Origin of the sequence: Lysobacter koreensis (genome assembly GCF_042677045.1) — a bacterium.
Classification (GTDB): domain Bacteria; phylum Pseudomonadota; class Gammaproteobacteria; order Xanthomonadales; family Xanthomonadaceae; genus Lysobacter_K; species Lysobacter_K koreensis.
This window is the reverse complement of sequence record NZ_JBHTIH010000002.1, coordinates 988251-1008579: the sequence shown is the minus strand read 5'-3', so window position 1 is coordinate 1008579 and position 20329 is coordinate 988251. Positions and strand designations below refer to the sequence as shown.

23 protein-coding genes are annotated in these 20329 nt (G+C 70.2%); 17 read left to right on the top strand and 6 right to left on the bottom strand.

Going from position 1 to position 20329, the window contains the following annotated elements; translation table 11 throughout:
* Positions 1 to 39: 39 nt before the first annotated feature.
* The 3 genes from ACFQZQ_RS05055 (at position 40) to ACFQZQ_RS05045 (ending at position 1527) form a co-directional block, all read left to right on the top strand.
* A complete protein-coding gene (locus ACFQZQ_RS05055; RefSeq protein WP_386811565.1) occupies positions 40 to 363 on the top strand; it encodes a YbaB/EbfC family nucleoid-associated protein in 324 nt (107 codons plus the stop codon).
* A gap of 95 nt (positions 364 to 458) precedes the next feature.
* Positions 459 to 1055, top strand: coding sequence for a recombination mediator RecR (gene recR, locus ACFQZQ_RS05050; RefSeq protein WP_386811564.1), 597 nt, complete (start codon positions 459 to 461; stop codon positions 1053 to 1055).
* 118 nt (positions 1056 to 1173) lie between these two features.
* Positions 1174 to 1527 carry a histidine triad nucleotide-binding protein gene (locus tag ACFQZQ_RS05045; RefSeq protein ID WP_386811563.1) on the top strand — a complete coding sequence of 118 codons (354 nt, stop codon included), beginning with the start codon at positions 1174 to 1176 and terminating at the stop codon, positions 1525 to 1527.
* 53 nt (positions 1528 to 1580) lie between these two features.
* Here ACFQZQ_RS05045 and ACFQZQ_RS05040 read toward each other — a convergent pair whose 3' ends face one another.
* The 4 genes from ACFQZQ_RS05040 to ACFQZQ_RS05025 are packed head-to-tail and all read right to left on the bottom strand — an operon-like array spanning position 1581 to position 6006.
* The gene (locus ACFQZQ_RS05040) at positions 1581 to 2066 is read right to left on the bottom strand and encodes a Slp family lipoprotein (protein WP_386811562.1); all 486 of its coding nucleotides are present in this window, start codon (positions 2064 to 2066) and stop codon (positions 1581 to 1583) included.
* A complete protein-coding gene (locus ACFQZQ_RS05035; RefSeq protein WP_386811561.1) occupies positions 2063 to 4066 on the bottom strand; it encodes a transglutaminase TgpA family protein in 2004 nt (667 codons plus the stop codon). Before ACFQZQ_RS05035 ends, ACFQZQ_RS05040 begins: the two co-directional genes overlap by 4 nt.
* Positions 4059 to 5024, bottom strand: a complete 966-nt coding sequence (locus ACFQZQ_RS05030; RefSeq protein WP_386811560.1) for a DUF58 domain-containing protein — start codon at positions 5022 to 5024, stop codon at positions 4059 to 4061. The genes ACFQZQ_RS05035 and ACFQZQ_RS05030 overlap by 8 nt, the downstream gene beginning before the upstream one ends.
* Positions 5025 to 5052: 28 nt before the next feature.
* Complete coding sequence (locus tag ACFQZQ_RS05025) at positions 5053 to 6006, bottom strand: AAA family ATPase (protein ID WP_386811559.1); 954 nt, start codon at positions 6004 to 6006, stop codon at positions 5053 to 5055.
* A 45-nt stretch (positions 6007 to 6051) separates the two neighbouring features.
* Between ACFQZQ_RS05025 and ACFQZQ_RS05020 the strand changes: the two genes are divergently transcribed.
* Positions 6052 to 7929, top strand: coding sequence for an ArnT family glycosyltransferase (locus tag ACFQZQ_RS05020; protein WP_386811558.1), 1878 nt, complete (start codon positions 6052 to 6054; stop codon positions 7927 to 7929).
* Between the two features lie 14 nt (positions 7930 to 7943).
* Here ACFQZQ_RS05020 and ACFQZQ_RS05015 read toward each other — a convergent pair whose 3' ends face one another.
* The gene (locus ACFQZQ_RS05015; RefSeq protein ID WP_386811557.1) at positions 7944 to 8516 is read right to left on the bottom strand and encodes a Maf family protein; all 573 of its coding nucleotides are present in this window, start codon (positions 8514 to 8516) and stop codon (positions 7944 to 7946) included.
* A 45-nt stretch (positions 8517 to 8561) separates the two neighbouring features.
* On the bottom strand, positions 8562 to 8933 hold the full coding sequence (locus ACFQZQ_RS05010; protein WP_386811556.1) for a hypothetical protein: 372 nt from the start codon (positions 8931 to 8933) through the stop codon (positions 8562 to 8564).
* Positions 8934 to 9078: 145 nt separating this feature from the next.
* Here ACFQZQ_RS05010 and ACFQZQ_RS05005 point away from each other — a divergent pair, with 145 nt between their 5' ends.
* From ACFQZQ_RS05005 to ACFQZQ_RS04945, 13 genes are all read left to right on the top strand, one after another.
* On the top strand, positions 9079 to 9606 hold the full coding sequence (locus ACFQZQ_RS05005) for a YceD family protein (RefSeq protein ID WP_386811555.1): 528 nt from the start codon (positions 9079 to 9081) through the stop codon (positions 9604 to 9606).
* 98 nt (positions 9607 to 9704) lie between these two features.
* Positions 9705 to 9899 (top strand): 50S ribosomal protein L32, encoded by a 195-nt coding sequence (gene rpmF / locus ACFQZQ_RS05000; RefSeq protein ID WP_386811554.1) that lies wholly within the window; start codon positions 9705 to 9707, stop codon positions 9897 to 9899.
* Positions 9900 to 10101: 202 nt separating this feature from the next.
* Positions 10102 to 11157, top strand: a complete 1056-nt coding sequence (locus ACFQZQ_RS04995; protein ID WP_386811553.1) for a beta-ketoacyl-ACP synthase III — start codon at positions 10102 to 10104, stop codon at positions 11155 to 11157.
* A gap of 117 nt (positions 11158 to 11274) precedes the next feature.
* The gene (gene fabD, locus ACFQZQ_RS04990) at positions 11275 to 12267 is read left to right on the top strand and encodes an ACP S-malonyltransferase (protein WP_386811552.1); all 993 of its coding nucleotides are present in this window, start codon (positions 11275 to 11277) and stop codon (positions 12265 to 12267) included.
* Positions 12264 to 13010, top strand: coding sequence for a 3-oxoacyl-ACP reductase FabG (gene fabG, locus ACFQZQ_RS04985; protein ID WP_386811551.1), 747 nt, complete (start codon positions 12264 to 12266; stop codon positions 13008 to 13010). Before fabD ends, fabG begins: the two co-directional genes overlap by 4 nt.
* Before the next feature lie 118 nt (positions 13011 to 13128).
* Positions 13129 to 13368 (top strand): acyl carrier protein, encoded by a 240-nt coding sequence (acpP, locus tag ACFQZQ_RS04980; protein ID WP_386811550.1) that lies wholly within the window; start codon positions 13129 to 13131, stop codon positions 13366 to 13368.
* 223 nt (positions 13369 to 13591) lie between these two features.
* Positions 13592 to 14860: a beta-ketoacyl-ACP synthase II gene (gene fabF / locus ACFQZQ_RS04975; RefSeq protein ID WP_386811549.1), complete on the top strand. Its 1269-nt coding sequence runs from the start codon at positions 13592 to 13594 to the stop codon at positions 14858 to 14860.
* 135 nt (positions 14861 to 14995) lie between these two features.
* The gene (locus ACFQZQ_RS04970; protein ID WP_386811548.1) at positions 14996 to 16366 is read left to right on the top strand and encodes an aminodeoxychorismate synthase component I; all 1371 of its coding nucleotides are present in this window, start codon (positions 14996 to 14998) and stop codon (positions 16364 to 16366) included.
* Positions 16363 to 17211 (top strand): aminodeoxychorismate lyase, encoded by an 849-nt coding sequence (pabC, locus tag ACFQZQ_RS04965; protein WP_386811547.1) that lies wholly within the window; start codon positions 16363 to 16365, stop codon positions 17209 to 17211. Before ACFQZQ_RS04970 ends, pabC begins: the two co-directional genes overlap by 4 nt.
* Positions 17212 to 17246: 35 nt before the next feature.
* Complete coding sequence (gene mltG / locus ACFQZQ_RS04960; RefSeq protein ID WP_386811669.1) at positions 17247 to 18269, top strand: endolytic transglycosylase MltG; 1023 nt, start codon at positions 17247 to 17249, stop codon at positions 18267 to 18269.
* Positions 18266 to 18916 (top strand): dTMP kinase, encoded by a 651-nt coding sequence (gene tmk / locus ACFQZQ_RS04955; RefSeq protein WP_386811546.1) that lies wholly within the window; start codon positions 18266 to 18268, stop codon positions 18914 to 18916. The genes mltG and tmk overlap by 4 nt, the downstream gene beginning before the upstream one ends.
* On the top strand, positions 18913 to 19950 hold the full coding sequence (locus tag ACFQZQ_RS04950; protein ID WP_386811545.1) for a DNA polymerase III subunit delta': 1038 nt from the start codon (positions 18913 to 18915) through the stop codon (positions 19948 to 19950). Before tmk ends, ACFQZQ_RS04950 begins: the two co-directional genes overlap by 4 nt.
* On the top strand, positions 19947 to 20312 hold the full coding sequence (locus ACFQZQ_RS04945; RefSeq protein WP_386811544.1) for a PilZ domain-containing protein: 366 nt from the start codon (positions 19947 to 19949) through the stop codon (positions 20310 to 20312). Before ACFQZQ_RS04950 ends, ACFQZQ_RS04945 begins: the two co-directional genes overlap by 4 nt.
* Positions 20313 to 20329: the final 17 nt, after the last annotated feature.

The following is a 20329-nucleotide window of genomic DNA, read 5'->3' as shown; positions in this document are numbered from 1 at the left end:
GGCCCGCCCACCCACCACCCTTTAGACGAGTACACGACCATGCGCGGAAACATCGCCCAACTCATGCAGCAAGCGCAGAAGATGCAGGAAAACATGCAGCGTGCGCAGGAAGAACTGGCCAGCCTGGAAGTCACCGGCAACGCCGGCGGCGGCATGGTCAGCGTGACCCTGACCGGCCGCATGGAGTGCCGCAAGGTACGCATCGACCCCAGCGTGCTGTCCGACCCGGAGATGGCCGAGGACCTGATCGCGGCGGCGTTCAACGACGCGGTCAACAAGGCCAACGCCGAATCGCAGGCGAAGATGGCCGGCGCCACCGCGGGCATGCCGATCCCGGCGGGCATGAAGATTCCGGGCTTCTGATCGGTGCCTAAGGTAGGCCAGGTTTCAACCCGCTGCCCCCAGCCAGCCCAAAGACGGCGGGTTGAAACCCGCCCTACGGACCGACGCCTTCGAACGTGAGCGCCTTACTAGAACAACTGATCGACGCGCTGCGCGTGCTGCCCGGCGTCGGCCCGAAATCGGCGCAGCGCATGGCCTACCACGTGCTCGAACGCGAACGCGCCGGTGGCCAGCGGCTGTCCGAGGCGTTGGCCGCGGCGGTCGAGAAGATCGGCCACTGCGAACGCTGCCGCGACTTCAGCGAGACGCCGGTGTGCGCCACCTGCGCCAGCGCCTCGCGCGACGCGCACCTGCTGTGCGTGGTCGAGTCGCCGGCCGACCGGCTGGCGATCGAGCAGGCCACCGGCTACCGCGGCCTGTATTACGTGCTCCAGGGCCGGCTGTCGCCGCTGGACGGGATCGGCCCGCGCGAACTCGGGCTGGACCGCCTGTCTGAGCGCCTCGCCCAGGGCGAAGTGCAGGAACTGATCATCGCCACCAACCCGACGGTCGAAGGCGAGGCGACCGCGCACTATCTCGCGCAACTGGCGCGCCAGCAGCGGGTGCGGCCGAGCCGGCTCGCGCACGGCGTGCCGCTGGGCGGCGAGCTGGAGTACGTCGATCGCGGCACGCTGTCGCATGCGTTCGGCAGCCGCAGCGAGATGGTGGATTGAGGCGGGGAACAGGGAACTGGGAAGCACCAGCTTCGCTGTTTCGGGTTTGGCGTCCCCGTTCCCCGTTGCCCGTTTCCTCCCGCTACGCTTGATCGCCGCCCACGCCGGAGTGCCAGACATGCCCAGCGACACCATCTTCGACAAGATCATCCGCCGCGAGATTCCCGCCGACATCGTGTTCGAGGACGAGCACCTGATCGGGTTCCGCGACATCGCGCCGCAGGCGCCAGTGCATGTGCTGTTCGTGCCGAAAACGCCGATCGCGACCCTCAACGACGTGCAGCCGTCGCAGGCCGAAGTGCTGGGACGGCTGGCGATCGCCGCGGCGGATTTCGCCAAGCAGCAAGGTTTCGCGCAGGACGGCTACCGCGTGGTGATCAACTGCAACGGCCATGGCGGGCAGACCGTGTTCCAGGTCCACCTGCACCTGTTGGCGGGCGCGCCGTTGGGCCGATTCGGTACCGCGCGCTAGTCGTAAAAAAAGCCCGGCAATGCCGGGCTTTTTCATTCAAGTCGACCAGCGGCTCACCACCAGCCCCACCACGGCCACGGCGCCGGCCGGGTGACGACGTCGACGCGTTCGCGCACCGGCCACAGGTAGACGATGTCGGCTTCCACGCGCGGGAAGCGGTAGTCGTACTGGCCGATGCGGCGGTTTTCGTAGCCGTCGATGCGCCCGGTGAAGGACACCTCGCGGTTCTTCTCGAACAGTGCCGGGTCGTAGAAGCCGGTGCGGCAGGCGATGAAGCGGCCGCCGACGTCGTCTGTGGCCCAGTACGGGCGCGCGTAGACGTCCAGCCGGGTCGAGATCATCTCGAAGCAGGTGCGGTTGGCCTGCGGTTCCACCTGCACGATGCGGCCGCCCCAGCGCACCATCGCGCCGGTGCTCTCGGTGGCCGCGGCGTCACGCGGGCTGATCTGCGCAAACGTGCCCTGCAGCGGCTTCGGCTGCGTCGCACAGGCGGACAGCAGTGCGGTGGCGGTTGCGAGTACGGCGAGTCGGGTGTTCATCGGCGTTCTCCATGGAGGCGTGGGCGGTGCGCGCGCAGGTCGCGGATCAGGGCATGGGCGGCGCGGCGTTCCGGTTCGGTGCGAGCGTACCGCCAATCATTGAAACGGCGGGTGAGCGATTGCAGTGGGCCGGCCAGTTCCGGGCGGGCCTGGCTGACTCGTTCAGCCCACTCGTGGGCGGGCTCGTGCGGTTCGCGCGCCAGGTCCAGGCGCGCGTAGCGGCGGCCGAGCCGGTGCCAGGCACGCAGCACCGGATCGGCCTGGCGCGGGCCGCGCGCACTGAGCCAGGCCATCCACAGCAGGGCGAGCGCGGCGGCCATCGCGAACAGCACGATCAGCGTGCGCGGCTCGAGCTTGTCGACGCCCAGCGGCTTGAGCAGGCGTTGCTGGCGGTCGGCGTTGAAGCCGAGAACGAAGTCGTTCCAGCCGCGGCGCATGAAATCGCGGACGTCGAAGAGCCGCGTACCCGCGGCGCGGTCACCCCACACCGAGCCGAGCAAGCCGGCGATCAAGCCGTCGGCGCCAGGCGCGCGGTCGGCGAGGGTGTCGTAGATGCGCTCGGGCGCGACCGCGGCGGTCGGGTCGACCCGCACCCAGCCCCGACCCGGCAGCCAGGCCTCGGCCCACGCGTGCGCGTCGGAACGCCGCACCAGCCAGTAGTCGCCGATCGCGTTGCGGTAACCGCCGGCGTAGCCGGTGACCACCCGCGCGGGGATGCCGGCGCCGCGCATCAGCACCACGAACGCAGAGCTGAAGTGCTGGCAGAAGCCAGCCTGCTGGTCGAACAGGAACTCGTCGACGCCGTGGCGACCCGGACGCGGGGTGTCAAGCGTGTAGGCGAAGCGCGCCCTGATCCACGCCAGCGAGCGCTGCACGATCGCGGCGTCGTCGCGGCCGGCCTCGCTGCGCCATTGCCGCGCCAACGCCAGCGTGCGCGGGTTGTAACCCGGCGGCAACGCGAGGGCCATCTGCCGCAGCACCGGATGCAGGCGCGGCTCGTAGCGCGCCGGCGGTGCCGACTGCACGCGCCAGCGGGTCAGCGCGCTCAGCGGGGCCGCCGCGTACAGGCCGTGGTCGAGCGTCAGTTCGCTGCCCGTCGGCGCGGACAGCGGCAGGTCGAGCGCGACCAGTTGCCGGCGGTCGGTGGGCTCGATCGCCATCTCGTAGTCCCAGCGCGTCGCCGCGGGTTGGGTCGCGGCGGGCGGCAGGCCGCGCAAGCCACCCGGCTGGGTCCAGGTCTGGCCGTCGAAGTCCCACAGCACCGGCCCGCGCCAGTACAGCTGCGCGGGCAGGGGCGCGGCGCCAAAGAAGCGCGCGCGTAGGACCGGCGTCTCGTCGTTCATCAGTTCGGCCCATTCCCCCGGCGACATCCGGTCCGACAGGCCCGGACGCGCCAACGCGCGGTCGGGCACGCCCCACGCGGGCGTGGCCAGGCGCGGGAACAACCAGAACACCGCCAGCGCCATCGGCAGGCCGATCGCCAGCAGCCGGCCGATGCCGAGCAGCCGGCGCACGGGCGAGGGCGGCGCGGCGCTGTCGCCCGATTCGATCTCGGCGAACCGCTGCAGCGCGGTCAGCGCGAGGACCGCGGCGATCAACCCCAGCGCGAGCGACAGGGGCCCTTGGTCGAGCAGGAAGGTCGCGAACGGCGCGAACAACGCGAACCCGACCAGGCTGCGCGCATCGCGCAGGCTGAAGGTTTCCGCCGGCTTGATCGCCAGCATCGCCGCCAGCAGCGCGCAGCCGGTGTCGCGGCCGAAGCGGAACCCGGACAGGCTCAGCACGATCCCCAGCACCGACAGCGCGAGCAGCAGCCGCAGCCAGCCGGGCAGCGGCCGGCGCCAGGTCAGCAGCGAGATCGCCACGCTCGCCGCGCCGATCAGCAAGCCCTGCAGCAGCGGCAGCTGCAGCAGCAGCGGCAGCACGCACACCGCGCCGACCAGCAACGCCCAGCGGCGGCTGGCCGGATCGAAGGCGAGGCTGGCCCGGGGCTCAACCATGCGGCATCAGGGCCAGCGCGCGCAGGCAGGCGTGGCGGTGGAACGGGCCGTGGTCCGCGCCCAGGTCGGCGTGGCCGGGCAGCACCAGCCGGTAGCGGCGGTCGTCGCGCTCGGCTTCGTCGATCCAGCGGGCGAGGCGGGCGATCCGTGCCTCGTAGGGCAGCGAGTCCATCGCGTGCCAGTCGAGCAGCACGTCGGCGCCCAGCGGCTGCTCGTACTCGCGCACGAGCAGCGTGTCGCGACGCGCCGAGGGCTTCCACGCGATCGCGCGGCGCGCATCGCCGGCGCGGTAGGCGCGCAGGTGGTGGACGTCGTCGCCGCTCGGGTGCAGGCGCGCCTGTACCGGGTCGCCGGAGCCGCTGGGCAGCGGCGGGCCGTGTGGTTCCGGCGCCGGGTAGACCAGCAGCGGCGCCTCCGACCAGACATAGGCCCACGCCCGCGCCAGGCCCAGCGGACGGGTAGTGGAGACGCGCAACTTCGGCAGGTCGAACCAGCCGCGGCGCTCGGTGGCGAACGCCAGTTGCACCTCGCCGTGGTCGCCGTCGAGGTTCAGCACCGCCTGCGCGTCGGAGGCGCGGTCGTCGTCGACCTGCAACCCGCGGCGGACGCGCTTGACCACGCCATGCGCGTGCACCCGCACCTGCAGCGGCGTGCCGGCCGCGACCGGCTCGGCCTCGATCGCGACCACGCGCAGGCCGGTCAGCTGCAGCTGCGCGGCGACCAGGCTGGCCAGCCCGGCGCCCGCGAGCAGCAGGCCCAGCAGCAGCGCCGGGTTGTTGTTGTAGTTGAGCGCGCCGCCGACCATCACCAGCAGCAGCGCCGCGTAGAACATCCCGAAACGGGTCGGCAGCACATACACGCGGCGCGGCACGAACTGCACCGGCAGCGCTTCAGGATCGCGCGGGCGGGTCAGCGCCAGCATGCGCGCGCGCAGGCGTGGCCAGCGGGTCCTGCTCATCTGGCGTCCACCGCGTCGCGCACGGCGCTCAGTCGACCGCCACCGCGTGCAGGATCGACTTGGCCAGGGCGTTGCCGGCCCCGGCCTGGGTTTCGGCCACCAGGCGGTGCGCGGCCACCGCCTCGAACAGCGCCTGCACGTCCTCGGGCAGCACGTGCGCGCGACCAAGCAGCAGCGCATACGCGCGCGCCGCGCGCAGCAGCGCCAGGCCCGCGCGCGGCGACAAGCCGACCCGCACGCCCGGGTGCCGGCGGCTGCGCGCGAGCAGCGCCTGCACGTAATGAACCAGCGCCTCGCTGGCGTGGACCGCGCTGACCGCGTGGCGGGCGGCGACCACCTCGTCGCTGCCGAGCACCGCGCGCGTCTGCGCGATCAGGCTGCGGCGGTCGCTGCCGGCCAGCAGGTCGCGCTCGGCCGCCTCGCCGGGGTAGCCCAGCGCCAGCCGCAACAGGAAGCGGTCGAGCTGCGAGTCCGGCAACGGATAGGTGCCCGACACATCGACCGGGTTCTGCGTGGCGATCACGAAGAACGGGTCCGGCAGTCGATGGCTGACGCCGTCGACGGTGACCTGGTGCTCGGCCATCGCTTCCAGCAACGCGCTTTGCGTACGCGGCGGCGCGCGGTTGATCTCGTCGGCCAGCAGCACCTGGGTGAACACCGGGCCGGGATGGAATTCGAAACGCCGCGCCTGCGGGTCGAACACCGACACGCCAACGACATCGGCCGGCAACAGGTCGGAGGTGAACTGCACGCGCTGGAACTGCAGCCCGAGCGTCGCGGCCAGTGCGTGCGCCAGGGTGGTCTTGCCCAGCCCGGGCAGGTCTTCGATCAGCAGGTGGCCGTCGGACAGCAACGCCACGAACGCCAGCCGCACCTCGTGGGCCTTGCCCAGCACCAGCCCGTTGACCTGTGTCTGCGCGCGGTCAAGGGTCGTGCGCAGGCCATCGGTTAGCATGTGCGCCGCCGAGGGGGATGCTGCCATCGGATTTCTCCTGAAAGTCATTCGAGTGTAGCGAGGCAGGGACTGATGCGGTACGAGAACGGGCTGGATGCCAGCCGACCGGATCGGTCACAAGCGGCGTTCTGGTGCCTGTGGGCAGTGGTGCTGCTAGCGAAGGTGTTGATTGCCGCACACTTGCCGTTGTTCGTCGACGAGGCGTTCTACTGGCAGGAAGGCCAGCACCTGGCCGCGGCGTATTCCGACCTGCCGGGCCTGACCGCCTGGCTGGCGCGGCTCGGGGTCGAGATCGGCGGCAACCACCCGCTGGCGTTGCGCGCGCCGTTCCTGCTGATCGCCGCGGGCGTGCCGCTGCTGCTGGTACGCATCGCGAGCCGCGAGTTCGGTGCGCGCAACGGCTGGCTCGCCGGGTGCTTTGCCCTGCTGTTGCCCCTGGCCGGTTCACTGGGCCTGCTGGCACTGCCCGATGCGGCGATGGCGCTGGCGACGCTGCTGTGCGTGGACGCCGGCGCGCGCCTGCTGCGCGAGGTATCCGCCGCTGCCGCGCTGGAGCTGGCGTTGGGCCTGGCGATCGGCGCGCTCAGCCATTACCGCTTCATCGCGGTGATCGCGGTCGGCCTGGTTGCACTGCTGCTGCTCGTCGACGGCCGCCGGGTGCTGCGTGACGTGCGCGTGTGGACCGCGATCGCGTTCGGCGCGTCGGCGTGGGTGCCGCTGCTGGCGTGGAACTTCGACAATGCCGACGCCGGCCTGCGCTTCCAATTGGTCGACCGCCATCCGTGGGCGTTCCACGCCGATGGCCTGTGGTTCATCGCGGTCCAGGCGTTGCTGGTCACGCCGCTGCTGTTCATCGCGCTGGCCCACGCCGGCTGGCGCGGCCGTACCAGCGCGATGCCCGCGGCGCGTTACTTCGCACTGCTCGGCGGGCTGGTGGTGCTGGGCTTCTTCGCGCTGGGCTTCTTCGCCGACACCGAGCGGGTGAGTTTCCACTGGCCGCTGCCGGGCTACCTGGCCTTGCTGCCGTTGCTGCCGGCCGCGCTGGCGACCTGGCCGCGCTGGTCGCGGCTGCTGACCTGGGCGATGGCCGGCATCGGGCTGGCGGCGATCCTGGGCTACTACGTGGCCGTGTCGGTTCCGCAGCTGCGCGCACGCAGCGCGGCGCAGAAGTGGTACCCGTCCAATTTCGCCGGCTGGGACGCCCTGGCCGACGCCACGCGCAGGCAACTGCGCCAGATGCCGGCCGGCACCCGCGTGGTCGCCGACAACTTCAAGGTCGGCGCCGAGCTCGGGTTCGCGCTCGGCGACGCGAACATCGCGGTGCTCGACCACCCGCTCAACAGCAAGCACGGGCGCGCCCCGCAACTGCAGTTGTGGGGCCTGCAGACGCCCGGCCGCCAGGCCTGGGGTGCGACGCCGGTGCTGCTCGTCGTCGGCGCCAGCGAGGTCGAGTACAAGCACCTGCTGCGCCGCTACCACGACCTGTGCGCGATGGTCGGACCGCTGCCGCCGCCTACGGTGCTCAACATCGATCATGGCCGCCAGCGCTTCCTGCTGTTCGCGTTGGATGGCAAGCGCGAGGGCGCGTGCACGACGCCGGCGATGGCGTGGATCGACGCACCTATCGGCGGCGCGCGGGTCGGCCGGGTGTTCGACGTGCGCGGTTGGGCGTTCAAGGACGGCGTGGGTTTGTCCCGCGTCGAGGTACTGCTCGACGGACGCATCGTCGCGCCGGCGCGGTATGGCCTCGACTACGACGGCCTGCAGCAGAGCTGGAAAATCTCGAACGACCCGCAGCACCCGCGCGTCGGCTTCACCGCGGCCGTGGACCTGCGCAGCGAGCGTGGCATCGCCGCGGGCCAGCATTGGCTCGGCCTGCGCCTGCACGGTCGCGATGGCAGCGTCGAGGACTGGCCGGAGCAACCGGTCGAGATCAGCGGCGCCGACTAGCCGGCCAGTCCGGCTCAGGGCAGGGCGAACCCGGCCTCGCGCAGCAGCCGCGCGGTCGCGATCAGCGGCAGCCCGATCAGCGCGGTCGGGTCCTGCGTGTCGATCGCGTCGAACAGGCTGATCCCCAATCCCTCGCACTTGAAACTGCCGGCGCAGTCGTAGGGCTGCTCGGCGTCGACATAGCGGGCGATCTCGTCCACCGCCAGCGTCCGGAACCGCACCGTCGTGGTGTCGACGACCACCTGCGCCGCGGCGTCGGCGCGCGCCACGCACACGCCGGTACGGAACCGCACCGCGTGTCCCGACATTGCCGCCAGTTGCGCGATCGCCGCCGCGCGCCCGCCGGGCTGGCCGAGCGGGCGACCGTCCAGCTCGGCCACCTGGTCCGAGCCGATCACCCATGCGCCTGGTTCGCGCTGCGCGACGCTGGTCGCCTTGGCGATCGCCAAGCGTCGCGCCAGTGCCGGCGGCGTTTCGCCGGCCAGGGGGGTTTCGTCGGTGTCCGGGAGCAGCGCCTCGAACGGCAGGCGCAGGCGCGCGAGCAACTCGCGCCGGTAGCGCGAGGTCGAGGCGAGGATCAGGCGCACGGCCGAACCGGCATCGTTGGGGGTTCGGGCTGCGCCACGCGGGGTTCAGGCCAGCGGCGCGCGGGCCTGCTCGATCCGCGCCAGTTGCTGCTCGATCCGGCCGCGCGCGGCGTCGATCGAGGCGCGTACCTCGGTCAATTGCTCCAGGCTGGCGCCCTTGCCGTGGTCGCGCAGCCACAGCCGCTGGCGCAGCATCTCGCGCATCGCATCGCGGACCGGGTCTTCGACGTGGTCGCCGACCACCGCGGCGATCTCGGCGCGGGCCACCCGCAGCCGTGCTTCCAGCGCGTCGGCGGCGTCAAGCAGTTCGCGCATCGCGCGCTGGCGGCGGCTGGGCGCCCCGCGCAGCAGGCGGAATGCCACCAATCCCAGCACCACGGCCACGATTAACGTCAGGATGAACGGGCTGGCGGTCACGGTGGCGGTCTGAAGGGCGGCCCCGCAGTCTGCCGTGGCCGGGCGGCTGCCCGCAAATCGGTGGCTAAACCCTCGCCACGACAGGGTTTTAGCGTCATCCCCGGGTTTGACAAGGGAGGGCGCGGTCACTAACATTCCCCGGCTTATGTCAGCGAACCTGCCCGAAGTGTTGGATGCTTGGCGCATGGTGGCGGCGCGGCGCGGCGTGGAAGGCCGTCTCCCGTTGTCGACGCTGGCCCGGTTACGCGACAGCCTGGTCGATACCGAAGGTGAGGTGGTTTTCGCCCTCGACTTCGGCCAGGACGCGCTGCGGGTCCCGTACGTGGAGTTGCGAATCGATGCCGAGTTGCCGCTGCTGTGCCAGCGCACCCTGCAACGGTTTCTGTTTCCGGTGCGGATCGTGCAGCGGCTCGGCCTGCTTCGTGAGGGTAGTGGCAGCGAGGAGCTGGACGAAGCCGGGTTGCCGGAAGGCTACGAGCCGCTGTTGATGCCCGAAGACGGCATGCTGCACACCGCCGAGCTGGTCGAGGACGAATTGATCCTCGCCGTTCCGGTCGTGCCGCTGATGCCCGGCACGGAAGCGATGGAGCGCGACTGGCCGGCCGAAGAAGCCGAGCCGGAGCGCGTGAACCCGTTCGCGGCGTTGTCGGCATTGAAGAACAAGTCCAACTAGTTCCACCTCGGGATGCCTAGTTCCGACTAGATCGGTTCCCAGCACATCTACCAGCACATTTATTAGTAGTTACCAGCAGTTTTTCTTGGAGCAAGACCATGGCTGTCCAGAAGTCCCGCGTTTCCCCGTCCAAGCGTGGCATGCGCCGCGCCCACGATTCGCTGACCAGCAAGCAGCTGGCCACCGATCCGACCACCGGCGAGACCCATATCCGCCACCATGTCACCGCCGACGGCTACTACCGTGGCAAGAAGGTGATCGAGACCAAGTCCGCGGTCGCCGACGAAGAATAAGTTCGTCCACACCTGCTGCGCCGCGCTTGCATCCGTGCCAGGCGGCGCCGTCGCCGACGCTCGACAGCGCCGCGACAGCAGAACCCCGCGATCAACGGCACTGGCAACCCAGTCCCGGGATCGATTTTGGCGTCGCGCCGGCGAGAACCCGTCGCCAGCGTGACTGGCGAGTCCTCGCAGCGGCCGTGCCGCGGGAGTGGTGATGAGCGATCACGCAACAGACCAGCACGCTGCACGTCAGCCTGGTGTATCGAAGCCAGGCTCATCGGGATCAGCCGCGTTCCAGCGCATCTATTCCCGCATCGCGGGCACCGGCAGCTACCTGCCGGAGAAAGTGCTGACCAACAGCGACCTGACCCAGTTCGTCGATACCAGCGACGAGTGGATCGTCGCCCGCACCGGCATCCGCGAGCGGCATGTCGCCGCCGAAGGCGAGACCACCGGCGACCTTGCGTATCACGCCTCCATGCGGGCGCTGGAAGCCGCTGGCGTCGACCCAAGCGAGATCGACCTGATCGTGCTCGGCACCACCACGCCGGACCTGATCTTTCCCTCGACCGCCTGCCTGCTGCAGCACCGCCTCGGCGCCAACGGCTGTCCCGCGTTCGACGTCAATGCCGCCTGCTCGGGCTTCATCTACGCGCTTACGGTGGCCGACCAGTTCATCCGCTCCGGCGCTGCCAAGACCGCGCTGGTGGTCGGTGCGGAAACCCTGACCCGGATGCTCGACTGGTCCGATCGCGGCACCTGTGTGCTGTTCGGCGACGGCGCTGGTGCGGTCGTGCTCAAGGCCGACACCGAAACCGGCATTCTCAGCACCCACCTGCACGCCGATGGCGGCAAGAAGGAGTTGCTGTGGAACCCGGTCGGCGTCTCGGTCGGCTTCAAGCCCGGGGAGCACAACGTCGGCGTGAAGGTGCTGATGACCGGCAACGAGGTGTTCAAGCACGCGGTCAAGGCGCTCGACTCGGTGGTCGAGGAAACGCTCGATGCCAACGGCCTGGATCGCCACGACATCGACTGGCTGATCCCGCACCAGGCCAACCTGCGCATCATCGAGGCCACGGCCAAGCGCCTGGACATGCCGATGGAGCGGGTGGTGGTCACCGTCGACAAGCATGGCAACACCTCGTCGGGCTCGGTGCCGCTGGCGCTGGACGAGGCGGTGCGTACCGGCCGGGTGCAACGCGGCCAGTTGCTGCTGCTGGAAGCGTTCGGCGGCGGCTTCACCTGGGGCTCGGCGCTGCTGCGCTACTGAGTCCGGCCGTACGACCGATATGCCGAAAACGCCCCCGCATTGCCGGGGGCGTTTTCGTTTGTCGCGTCGCAGCACTGTACGCGCGGGTACAGACGCGTTAGAGCAATCGCTCGTATCATGGCGCGTTCTTCCGCCAGGGCTTGGCGCGTGACCGATCCGCAACATCTCCCATCACATCTCGCGTTCGTGTTCCCGGGGCAGGGCTCGCAGTCGCTGGGCATGCTCGGCGAACTGGCGACGCTCGATCCGATCGTGCGCGCGACCTTCGACGAAGCCAGCCACGGCGCCGGTGCCGACCTGTGGGCGCTCAGCCAGTCCGGCCCCGAGGACGAACTCAATCGCACCGAATTCACCCAGCCGGCATTGCTCGCCGCGGGCGTGGCGGTGTGGCGCCTGTGGCTGGCGCGTGGCGGCGAACAGCCCGTCGTGCTGGCTGGCCACAGCCTCGGCGAGTACAGCGCGATGGTCGCCGCCGGCGTGCTGTCGCTGCACGACGCCGCGCGCCTGGTGCGCCTGCGCGGGCAGTTGATGCAGGATGCCGCGCCCGCCGGCAGCGGTGCGATGGCCGCCGTGCTCGGCGCCGAGGACGCGTTGGTACTGGAAGTCTGCGCCGCGGTGTCCGGCAACGAGGTGGTGGTGCCGGCCAATTTCAACTCACCCGGCCAGATCGTGATAGGCGGCCACGCGGCGGCGGTCGACAAGGCGCTCACGCAACTGGCCGAACGCGGCGTGCGCAAGGCGGTCAAGCTCGCGGTCAGCGTGCCCTCGCATACGCCGCTGATGCGCGAAGCGGCCAACCGCCTCGCCGACGCCATGAACGGTCTGGACTGGCAGACGCCGGGCCTGCCGATCGTGCAGAACGTCGATGCCGAAGTGCACCAGGGCGTCGAATCGATGCGCGATGCGCTGGTGCGCCAGTTGTACCTGCCGGTGCAGTGGACCGGCTGCGTGCAGGCCCTGGCCGCCGGCGGCGCGACACGGATCGCCGAATGCGGGCCGGGCAAGGTACTCACCGGGCTGGCCAAGCGCATCGACAAGTCGCTCGACGCGCGCGCGCTCGCTACGCCGGTCGATTTCGAATCCGCATTGAATGATTGGAAGCATGCATGAACCATGAAACCTTGAAGGGCGAAGTCGCCCTGGTCACCGGCGCCAGCCGCGGCATCGGCGCGGCGATTGCCGACGAACTGGCCGCGCAGGGAGCGACCGTGATCGGCACCTCCACCTCGGAGGCCGGCGCGCAGGCGATCGGCGAGCGCCTGGCGGCGCGCGGTGGCCACGGCCGCATGCTCGACGTCACCGACGCCGGCTCGATCGAAACGCTGATCGACACGATCGGCAAAGAGGTCGGCGCGATCTCGATCCTGGTCAACAACGCCGGCATCACCCGCGACAACCTGCTGATGCGGATGAAGGACGAGGACTGGCAGGCGATCCTCGACACCAACCTGACCAGCGTGTTCCGCACCAGCAAGGCGGTGATGCGCGCGATGATGAAGGCGCGCCGCGGCCGCATCATCAACATCGCTTCGGTGATCGGCGTGACCGGCAACGCCGGGCAGGCCAACTACGCGGCGGCCAAGGCCGGCATCATCGCCTTCAGCAAATCAATGGCGCGCGAGATCGGTTCGCGCGGCGTGACTGTCAACGTGGTGGCCCCGGGCTTCATCGACACCGACATGACCAAGTCCCTGCCCGAGGACGCGAAGAACGCGATGCTCGGGCAGATCGCGCTGGGCCGCCTGGGCGAGCCGGCGGACATCGCGCGCGCGGTGGCGTTCCTGGCCGGCCCGTCGGCGGCCTACATCACCGGCGAGACGCTGCACGTCAACGGCGGCATGTACATGCCATGAGCCGCCTGCGTTTGGCGGTAAGTGGTTGAAGAGAAAGGGCTTTCGTCACTATTCGCGACAGCCCCGGATTCCATTAGACTATTCCATCGAAAATCCCGTCCGGGAGGAGTGAGCACCCATGAGCAGCATCGAAGAACGCGTCAAGAAGATCGTGATCGAACAGCTTGGCGTCAAGGAAGAAGACGTCACCAACAACGCCTCGTTCGTTGACGACCTCGGCGCGGATTCGCTCGACACCGTCGAGCTGGTGATGGCGCTCGAGGAAGAGTTCGAGTGCGAGATCCCCGACGAGGAAGCCGAGAAGATCACTTCGGTGCAGCAGGCGATTGACTACGTCAAGACCCACGTCAAGGCGTAACGCGTCCGGTGGGAGCAGGCGGGCGCGGTTCGCACGGCCGGCCTTGTTTCCAGCACGCCAACACGGGGCCGCTAATGCGGCCCCGCGTTTTTTGAAGCTGCGTAGCGTCAGGCATTCGTGTTTCCGGGCCGTCCTGGCCGCCTGCGCAGCAGCAGTCCCAATCCGTGGATTCGCTGGTGAGTAGCCGGCGCGGTTCGCAAGCAGATCGTAGATGGAGTCCTCCATGTCCAATAGTCCGGCCTTCAACCGACCCGCATTCAACAGGCGTGTAGTCGTCACCGGCCTCGGCATCGTTTCCCCGCTGGGCAATGACCTGGCCAGCAGTTGGGACGGCATCGTCAACGGCCGTTCCGGCATCGGCCCGATCACGCACTTCGACCCGGCCGCGTTCACCACGCGCATCGCCGGCGAGGTCCGCGACTTCGACATCACCCGATGGGTGAACCCGAAGGACGCCAGGAAGATGGAGGAATTCATCCACTACGGCGTGGCCGCATCGCTGATGGCGATGGAGGACGCGGGCGTGGTGGTCGACGATTCCAACGCCGAGCGCATCGGCGCGCTGATCGGCTCGGGCATCGGCGGCCTGCTCGGTATCGAAGAGCAGACCATCAAGTACCACGAGGGCGGCCCGCGCAAGATCTCGCCGTTCTACGTGCCCAGCACCATCATCAACATGCTGCCCGGCCAGGTCTCGCTGCTGACTGGCATCAAGGGTCCGAACTTCTCCGCCGTGTCGGCCTGCGCGACCTCGAACCATTCGATCGGCATGGCGATGCGCATGATCCAGTACGGCGACGCCGATGTGATGATCGCCGGCGGCGCCGAACGCGGCTCGTCGCCGACCTCGGTCGGCGGCTTCTGCTCGATGAAGGCGATGTCGACCCGCAACGACGACCCGACCCGTGCCTCGCGCCCGTGGGACAAGGACCGCGACGGCTTCGTGCTCGGCGACGGCGCCGGCATCCTGGTGCTCGAGGAGTACGAACGCGCCAAGGCGCGCGGCGCGCGCATCTACTGCGAGCTGGCCGGCTTCGGTGCGACCTCCGACGCGTTCCACATGACCGCGCCCAGCGAGAACGGGGAAGGCCCCGCGCGCTGCATGGTCGCGGCGCTCAAGGACGCAGGGGTCAATCCCGACGAGGTCGGCTACCTCAACGCGCACGGCACCTCGACGCCGCTTGGGGATCTGGCCGAAACGCTGGCGATCAAGCGCGCGCTTGGCGAGCACGCCTACAAGACCATGGTCAGCTCGACCAAGTCGATGACCGGGCACCTGCTCGGCGCGGCCGGCGGCGCCGAGGCGATCTTCTCGGTGATGGCGCTGCACGCGGGCATCATCCCGCCGACGATCAACCTGGACGAGCCCGGCGAGGGCTGCGACCTCGACTACGTGCCGAACGTGGCGCGCGAGGCGAAGATCGACGTGGCGGTGTCGAACGGTTTCGGCTTCGGCGGCACCAACGGCACGCTGGTGTTCAAGCGGATCTGACATCGCGTGCAAGGTGGGCGCGTTTTCCGCGCCCGCCCGCCCCGGATGTCACTGGTCGGCACCACCAAACGTGCCCACCTCACCCCAGATGACGTTGTCGATCTTTCTCGCGCAACCACGGCTTGCCGGAATCCGATGCTGCTGACCCGCGCGCTGCCTTCGACGACCGACCTGCTGTCGCTGCATCGGCTCGCGCCGCAGCGCTACCCGATGCTGCTCGAGTCCAGCGCCCATGGCACCGCGCAAGGCCGCTGGGACCTGCTGCTCGCGGCGGATGGCACTTCGCTGCAACTCGCTGCCGATGGCCGCACGCGCGACCAGGACGGTCGCGAAATCGCCGGCGATTTCCTCGCCGTGCTCGGTTCGCGCTGGCAGGCGTGCCGGACCGCGCGCGACGAGCCGCGCTGGCCGTTCCGCGGCGGCTGGGCGTTGCTGCTCGGCTACGAGCTCGCCGCGCAGGTCGAGCCGGTGCTGCAGCTGCCACCAGCACCCGGAGCGTTGCCCGTCGCCCTGGCCTTGCGCTGCCCGGCGGCGGTGTTGCGCGACCGCGCCAGTGGCGAGTGCGTGGCGGTGGCCGAGCCGGAGCATGCGGCGTTGCTGGAGGCGATCGTGGGCGATCTTGGACCCGCGACACGTCTGCCGTCATTGCCGGCATGGCAAGCGCCGTCACGGCTGGACGAAGACGCGCCCGATCGCTACACCAACGGCGTGGCGCGGGTGCTCGCTTACCTGGCCGCGGGCGACGTGTTCCAGGCCAACCTCTCGCGCGGCTGGTGCGCGCACTTCGACCGCGCGCTGGAGCCAGCTGCGTTGTTCCAGCGCCTGCGTCTCAACAACCCGGCGCCGTTCGCCGGAATATTCGCCGGCGACGGCTGGGCGGTGATCAGCGCCTCGCCGGAGCGGCTGGTGTCGGTGCGCGGCGACGTGGTCGAAACCCGACCGATCGCCGGCACGCGCCCGCGCACGCCCGGCGACGACGATGGTGCACGTATCAGCGAGCTGGTCGGTCATCCCAAGGAACGTGCCGAGCACGTGATGCTGATCGACCTGGAGCGCAACGACCTCGGCCGGGTGTGTACGCCGGGTAGCGTCGAGGTCGACGAACTGATGACGGTCGAGAGCTACGCCCATGTCCACCACATCGTCAGCAACGTGCGCGGCCGTCTGCGCGACGAAGTGACGCCGGGTGAGGTGATCCGCGCGGTGTTTCCCGGCGGCACCATCACCGGCTGCCCAAAGGTGCGCTGCATGCAGATCATCGCCGAGCTCGAAGGCGCGGGCCGTGGCGCGTACACCGGCGCGATGGGCTGGTTGAACCGCGATGGCGACCTGGATCTCAACATCCTGATCCGCAGCGCCGAACTCGAAATGGTTGCGGGGCCGGGCGCCACCCTGCGTTTCCGCACCGGCGCCGGCATCGTCGCCGACTCCGACCCGCAGCGCGAACTCGACGAGACCCGCGCCAAGGCGCGCGGCATGCTGCGCGCGCTGGGTGTCGGCGAATGAGCACGGACGCGACCAGCGCGCGCGTTTTCGTCGGCACCGAGCCCGCCGCTGGCATCCCGGCGGGCGATCGCGGCTTCGCGTACGGCGACGGCGTGTTCGAGACCATGCGCGCGCACGCGGGCCGCGTGCCATGGTGGGACACGCATTGGGCGCGGCTGGTGCGGGGCGCGCAGCGCCTGCGGCTGGTGCTGCCCGACGCGGCGCAGGTCCGTGCCGAAGCCGGGTTGCTGCTGGCCGACGGCGGCGACGCGGTGCTGAAGCTCGTCGTCAGCCGCGGCGCGGGGGAGCGCGGTTATGCGCCGGCGCCCGATCCGATCCCCACCTGGGTGCTGTCGCGCCACCCACCGCCGCCGCCATGCCGGGCCGATGGCCTCGCGCTGCGCTGGTGCGAGACGCGGCTGTCGATCCAGCCCGCGCTGGCCGGAATCAAGCACTGCAACCGGCTCGAGCAGGTGCTGGCGCGCGCCGAATGCGACGCTGCCGGCGTCGACGAAGGCCTGATGCGCAGCACCGACGGGGATGTCGTGTGCGCGACCGCGGCCAACCTGTTCGTGCTCAAGGCCGGCCGTTGGGCGACGCCCGCCGTGGAGCGCTGCGGCGTGGAGGGCGTGTGCCGGGCTTGGGCGCTTGATCAGCTGGGCGCCACGCAAATGCAACTCGACGTGACCGACGTCGAAGCCGCCGACGCGCTTTTCCTGTGCAATGCGGTGCGCGGTATCCTGCCGGTCACACGGTTGGCCGACCGCCGCTGGCCGCTGCACGCTGAAGTGCTCGCATTGCAGCGCCGCCTGGCGACCGAACACCCCGCCTTCGCCACGCCCGCCCACCGTCCGGAGCATCCGTGAGTCGCAAACCCAAGTCCCAGCGCCGTTTTGGCGCGATGTTCCTGATCCTGGTGTTGGCCGCCGGCGCCGCCGGCTTCTGGCTGTGGCAGCGCTATGCCGGCTTCGCCGATGCGCCGCTGTCGGGGCTGGAAAGCGGCGAGAGCCTGATGGTCGAGCGTGGCGATTCGCTGCCGATCGTGCTGCGCAAGTTGCGCGAGGCCGGTGCCAGCGAAGGCGAGGCGCTGGAGTGGCGCGCGCTGGCGCGGCAGCTGGGCGCCGACGGCAAGCTGCAGGTCGGCGAGTACCCGCTGGAGCCGGGCACCTCGCCGCGCGAACTGCTGACCGCGATGCGCGATGGGCGGGTGATCCAGCGCCGCTTCACGATCGTCGAAGGATGGAACATCCGCGAGCTTCGCGCCGCGCTGGCCAAGGCCACGCCGCTGGAGCAGGAAACCGCGCAGCTCGACGATGCCGCGCTGATGAAGCTGCTCGGCCATCCCGGCCAGCATCCCGAGGGCCGATTCCTGCCCGAGACCTACCAGTACACCCGTGGCGACAGCGACCTGGACCTGCTCAAGCGCGCGCATGAAGCGCTGGCCAACGCGCTCGCCGCCGCGTGGCGGAAGCGCGATGCCGATACGCCGCTGAAGTCGGCCGACGAGATGCTGGTGCTGGCCTCGATCGTCGAAAAGGAAACCGGCATCGCTTCGGAACGGCCGCAGATCGCCGGCCTGTTCGAGCGCCGCCTGAAGATCGGCATGCGCCTGCAGACCGACCCGACCGTGATCTACGGCATCGGCCCGACCTACGACGGCAACATCCGCAAACGCGACCTGCTCACCGATACCCCGTACAACACCTACACGCGCGCCGGGTTGCCGCCGACACCGATCGCGATGGTCGGGGTCGACGCGCTGAACGCGGTCGCCAAGCCAGCGCCCGGCGAGCACCTGTACTTCGTCGCGATGGGCGACGGCAGCGGTCGCCACCTGTTCGCCAAGACCCTGGCCGAGCACGAGGCCAACGTGCGCGCCTACCTGCAGAAGTACCGCGCCGCGCAATCGCAGGGCGCGCAGTGACGCGCGAGCAAACGCTGCAGACCCAGCCGCGCTTCGTCACCCTGGAAGGCGGCGAAGGCGCCGGCAAGTCGACCGTGCTGGCGGCGCTGCGCGAGGCGCTGCAAGGTGCGGGTGCCGACGTGGTCTGCACCCGCGAACCCGGCGGCACGCCGCTGGCCGAGCAGATCCGCGGTTTGCTGCTCGACACCCACCACGAGGCGCCGTCGGCCGACACCGAGCTGCTGCTGATGTTCGCGGCGCGCGCGCAGCACGTGCGCGAAACCATCGCGCCGGCGCTGGAGCGCGGCGCGTGGGTGCTCAGCGACCGCTTCACCGACGCCAGCTATGCCTACCAAGGCGCGGCACGTGGCGGCGACGTCGCGTTCATTGCCGAACTCGAACGCCGCGTGGTCGGCATCGCGCCGGCGCTGACCTTGCTGCTCGACGTGCCGGCCGCGGTGGGCCTGCAGCGCGCGCGCGGCCGCGGCGCGGCGGACCGCATCGAAAGCGAGCAGGACGAATTCTTCGAGCGCGTGCGCGGCGGCTACCTCGCGCGCGCCACGGCGCATGCCGCGCGCTTCCGGGTGATCGATGCCGCGCAGCCGGCGCACGCCGTGGCCGCACAGGCCGTCGCGCACCTGCGGGCGCACATGGATGCGCTGCGATGAGCGCGTTCGCGCCATGGCAGCAGCGCGTGTACGAACAGGCCGCCGCTGCGATCGATGCCGGCCGGCTCGGCCACGGACTGTTGTTCTGCGGCCCGGCGCAGCTGGGCAAGCGCGCGGTCGCCGAACGGCTCGCGCAGCGCCTGCTGTGCACCGATCGTCGCGCGGACGGCGAGCCGTGCGGCCAATGCCGCGGTTGCCAGATGTTCGCCGCACGCGCGCAGCGCGACCCGCCCGAGACCCGCCCCGACGGCTCGCTCGCCCATCCGCACGGCCACTCGGGCCACCCCGACCTGGTGTTCGTTGGCTACGAGATCAACGCCAAGGCCAAGCCGCCCAAGGCGCGCTCGGAGATCGTGATCGAACAGGTCCGTGCACTGTCCGAACAGATGGCGTTGACCACCCGCCTGGGCGGCGTGCAGGTGGTGATCATCGATCCGGCCGAGGCGATCAACCACGCCGCCTGCAATGCCCTGCTCAAGACGCTCGAGGAACCCGTACCCGGACGCTACCTGTGGCTGCTCAGCGCGCACCCCGCGCGCCTGCCGGCGACGATCCGCAGCCGCTGCCAGCGGCTCGAGTTCCGCCTGCCGCCGCGCGACGAGGCGTTGGCCTGGCTGAAAGCGAACAAGCACAGCGACGCCGCCGCAAACGAAGCGCTGGACGCCGCGCGCGGCCACCCCGGCCTGGCGCACGAGTGGCTGCAGGGCAGCGGCATGGCACTGCGGCGCGAGGTCGCCGCCGACCTGGCCAAGCTCGCCAGTGGCGACGCGGCCGTGGTCGCCACCGCGCAGCGCTGGGTCGCCGACGACGACGCGGCGCTGCGCCTGGGCCACGCCGCCGACCTGGCCCTGGTTGCGGCCGCGCGCTTGACCGACCCGCGACGTGCGCGCAGTCTGGCCGCGTGGTTCGACAAGGCGAACCGCACCCGCGACCTGCTGCGGACCACGGTCCGCGCCGACTTGGCGGTAGTTGAATTGTTGATGGCCTGGCGTGCCGGGGAAGGCGCGCGGGCTGCTGGAGGAAACCCGGGATGAGTGGCATGAGCGGAGCAGCCGGCGCACGACAGGGCATCCTGTCGCTGGCCGTCAAGGACAAGGCAGCGCTGTACAACGCGTACATGCCGTTCCTCAAACACGGCGGGATCTTCGTGCCGACGCCGAAGCGCTATTTCCTCGGCGACGAGGTGTTCCTGCTGCTGACCCTGCCCGAATCCAGCGAGCGCCAGCCGGTCGCCGGCAAGGTGGTGTGGGTGACGCCCGCGGGCGCGCAGGGCAACCGCCCGGCCGGCATCGGCGTGCAGTTCGCCGAGACTGCCGAGGGCGATGCGATCAAGAACAAGATCGAGGCCCTGCTGGCCGGCACGCTCAACGCGGAGCGCGCGACCCACACGATGTGACGTTTCGGCCCGCGCGC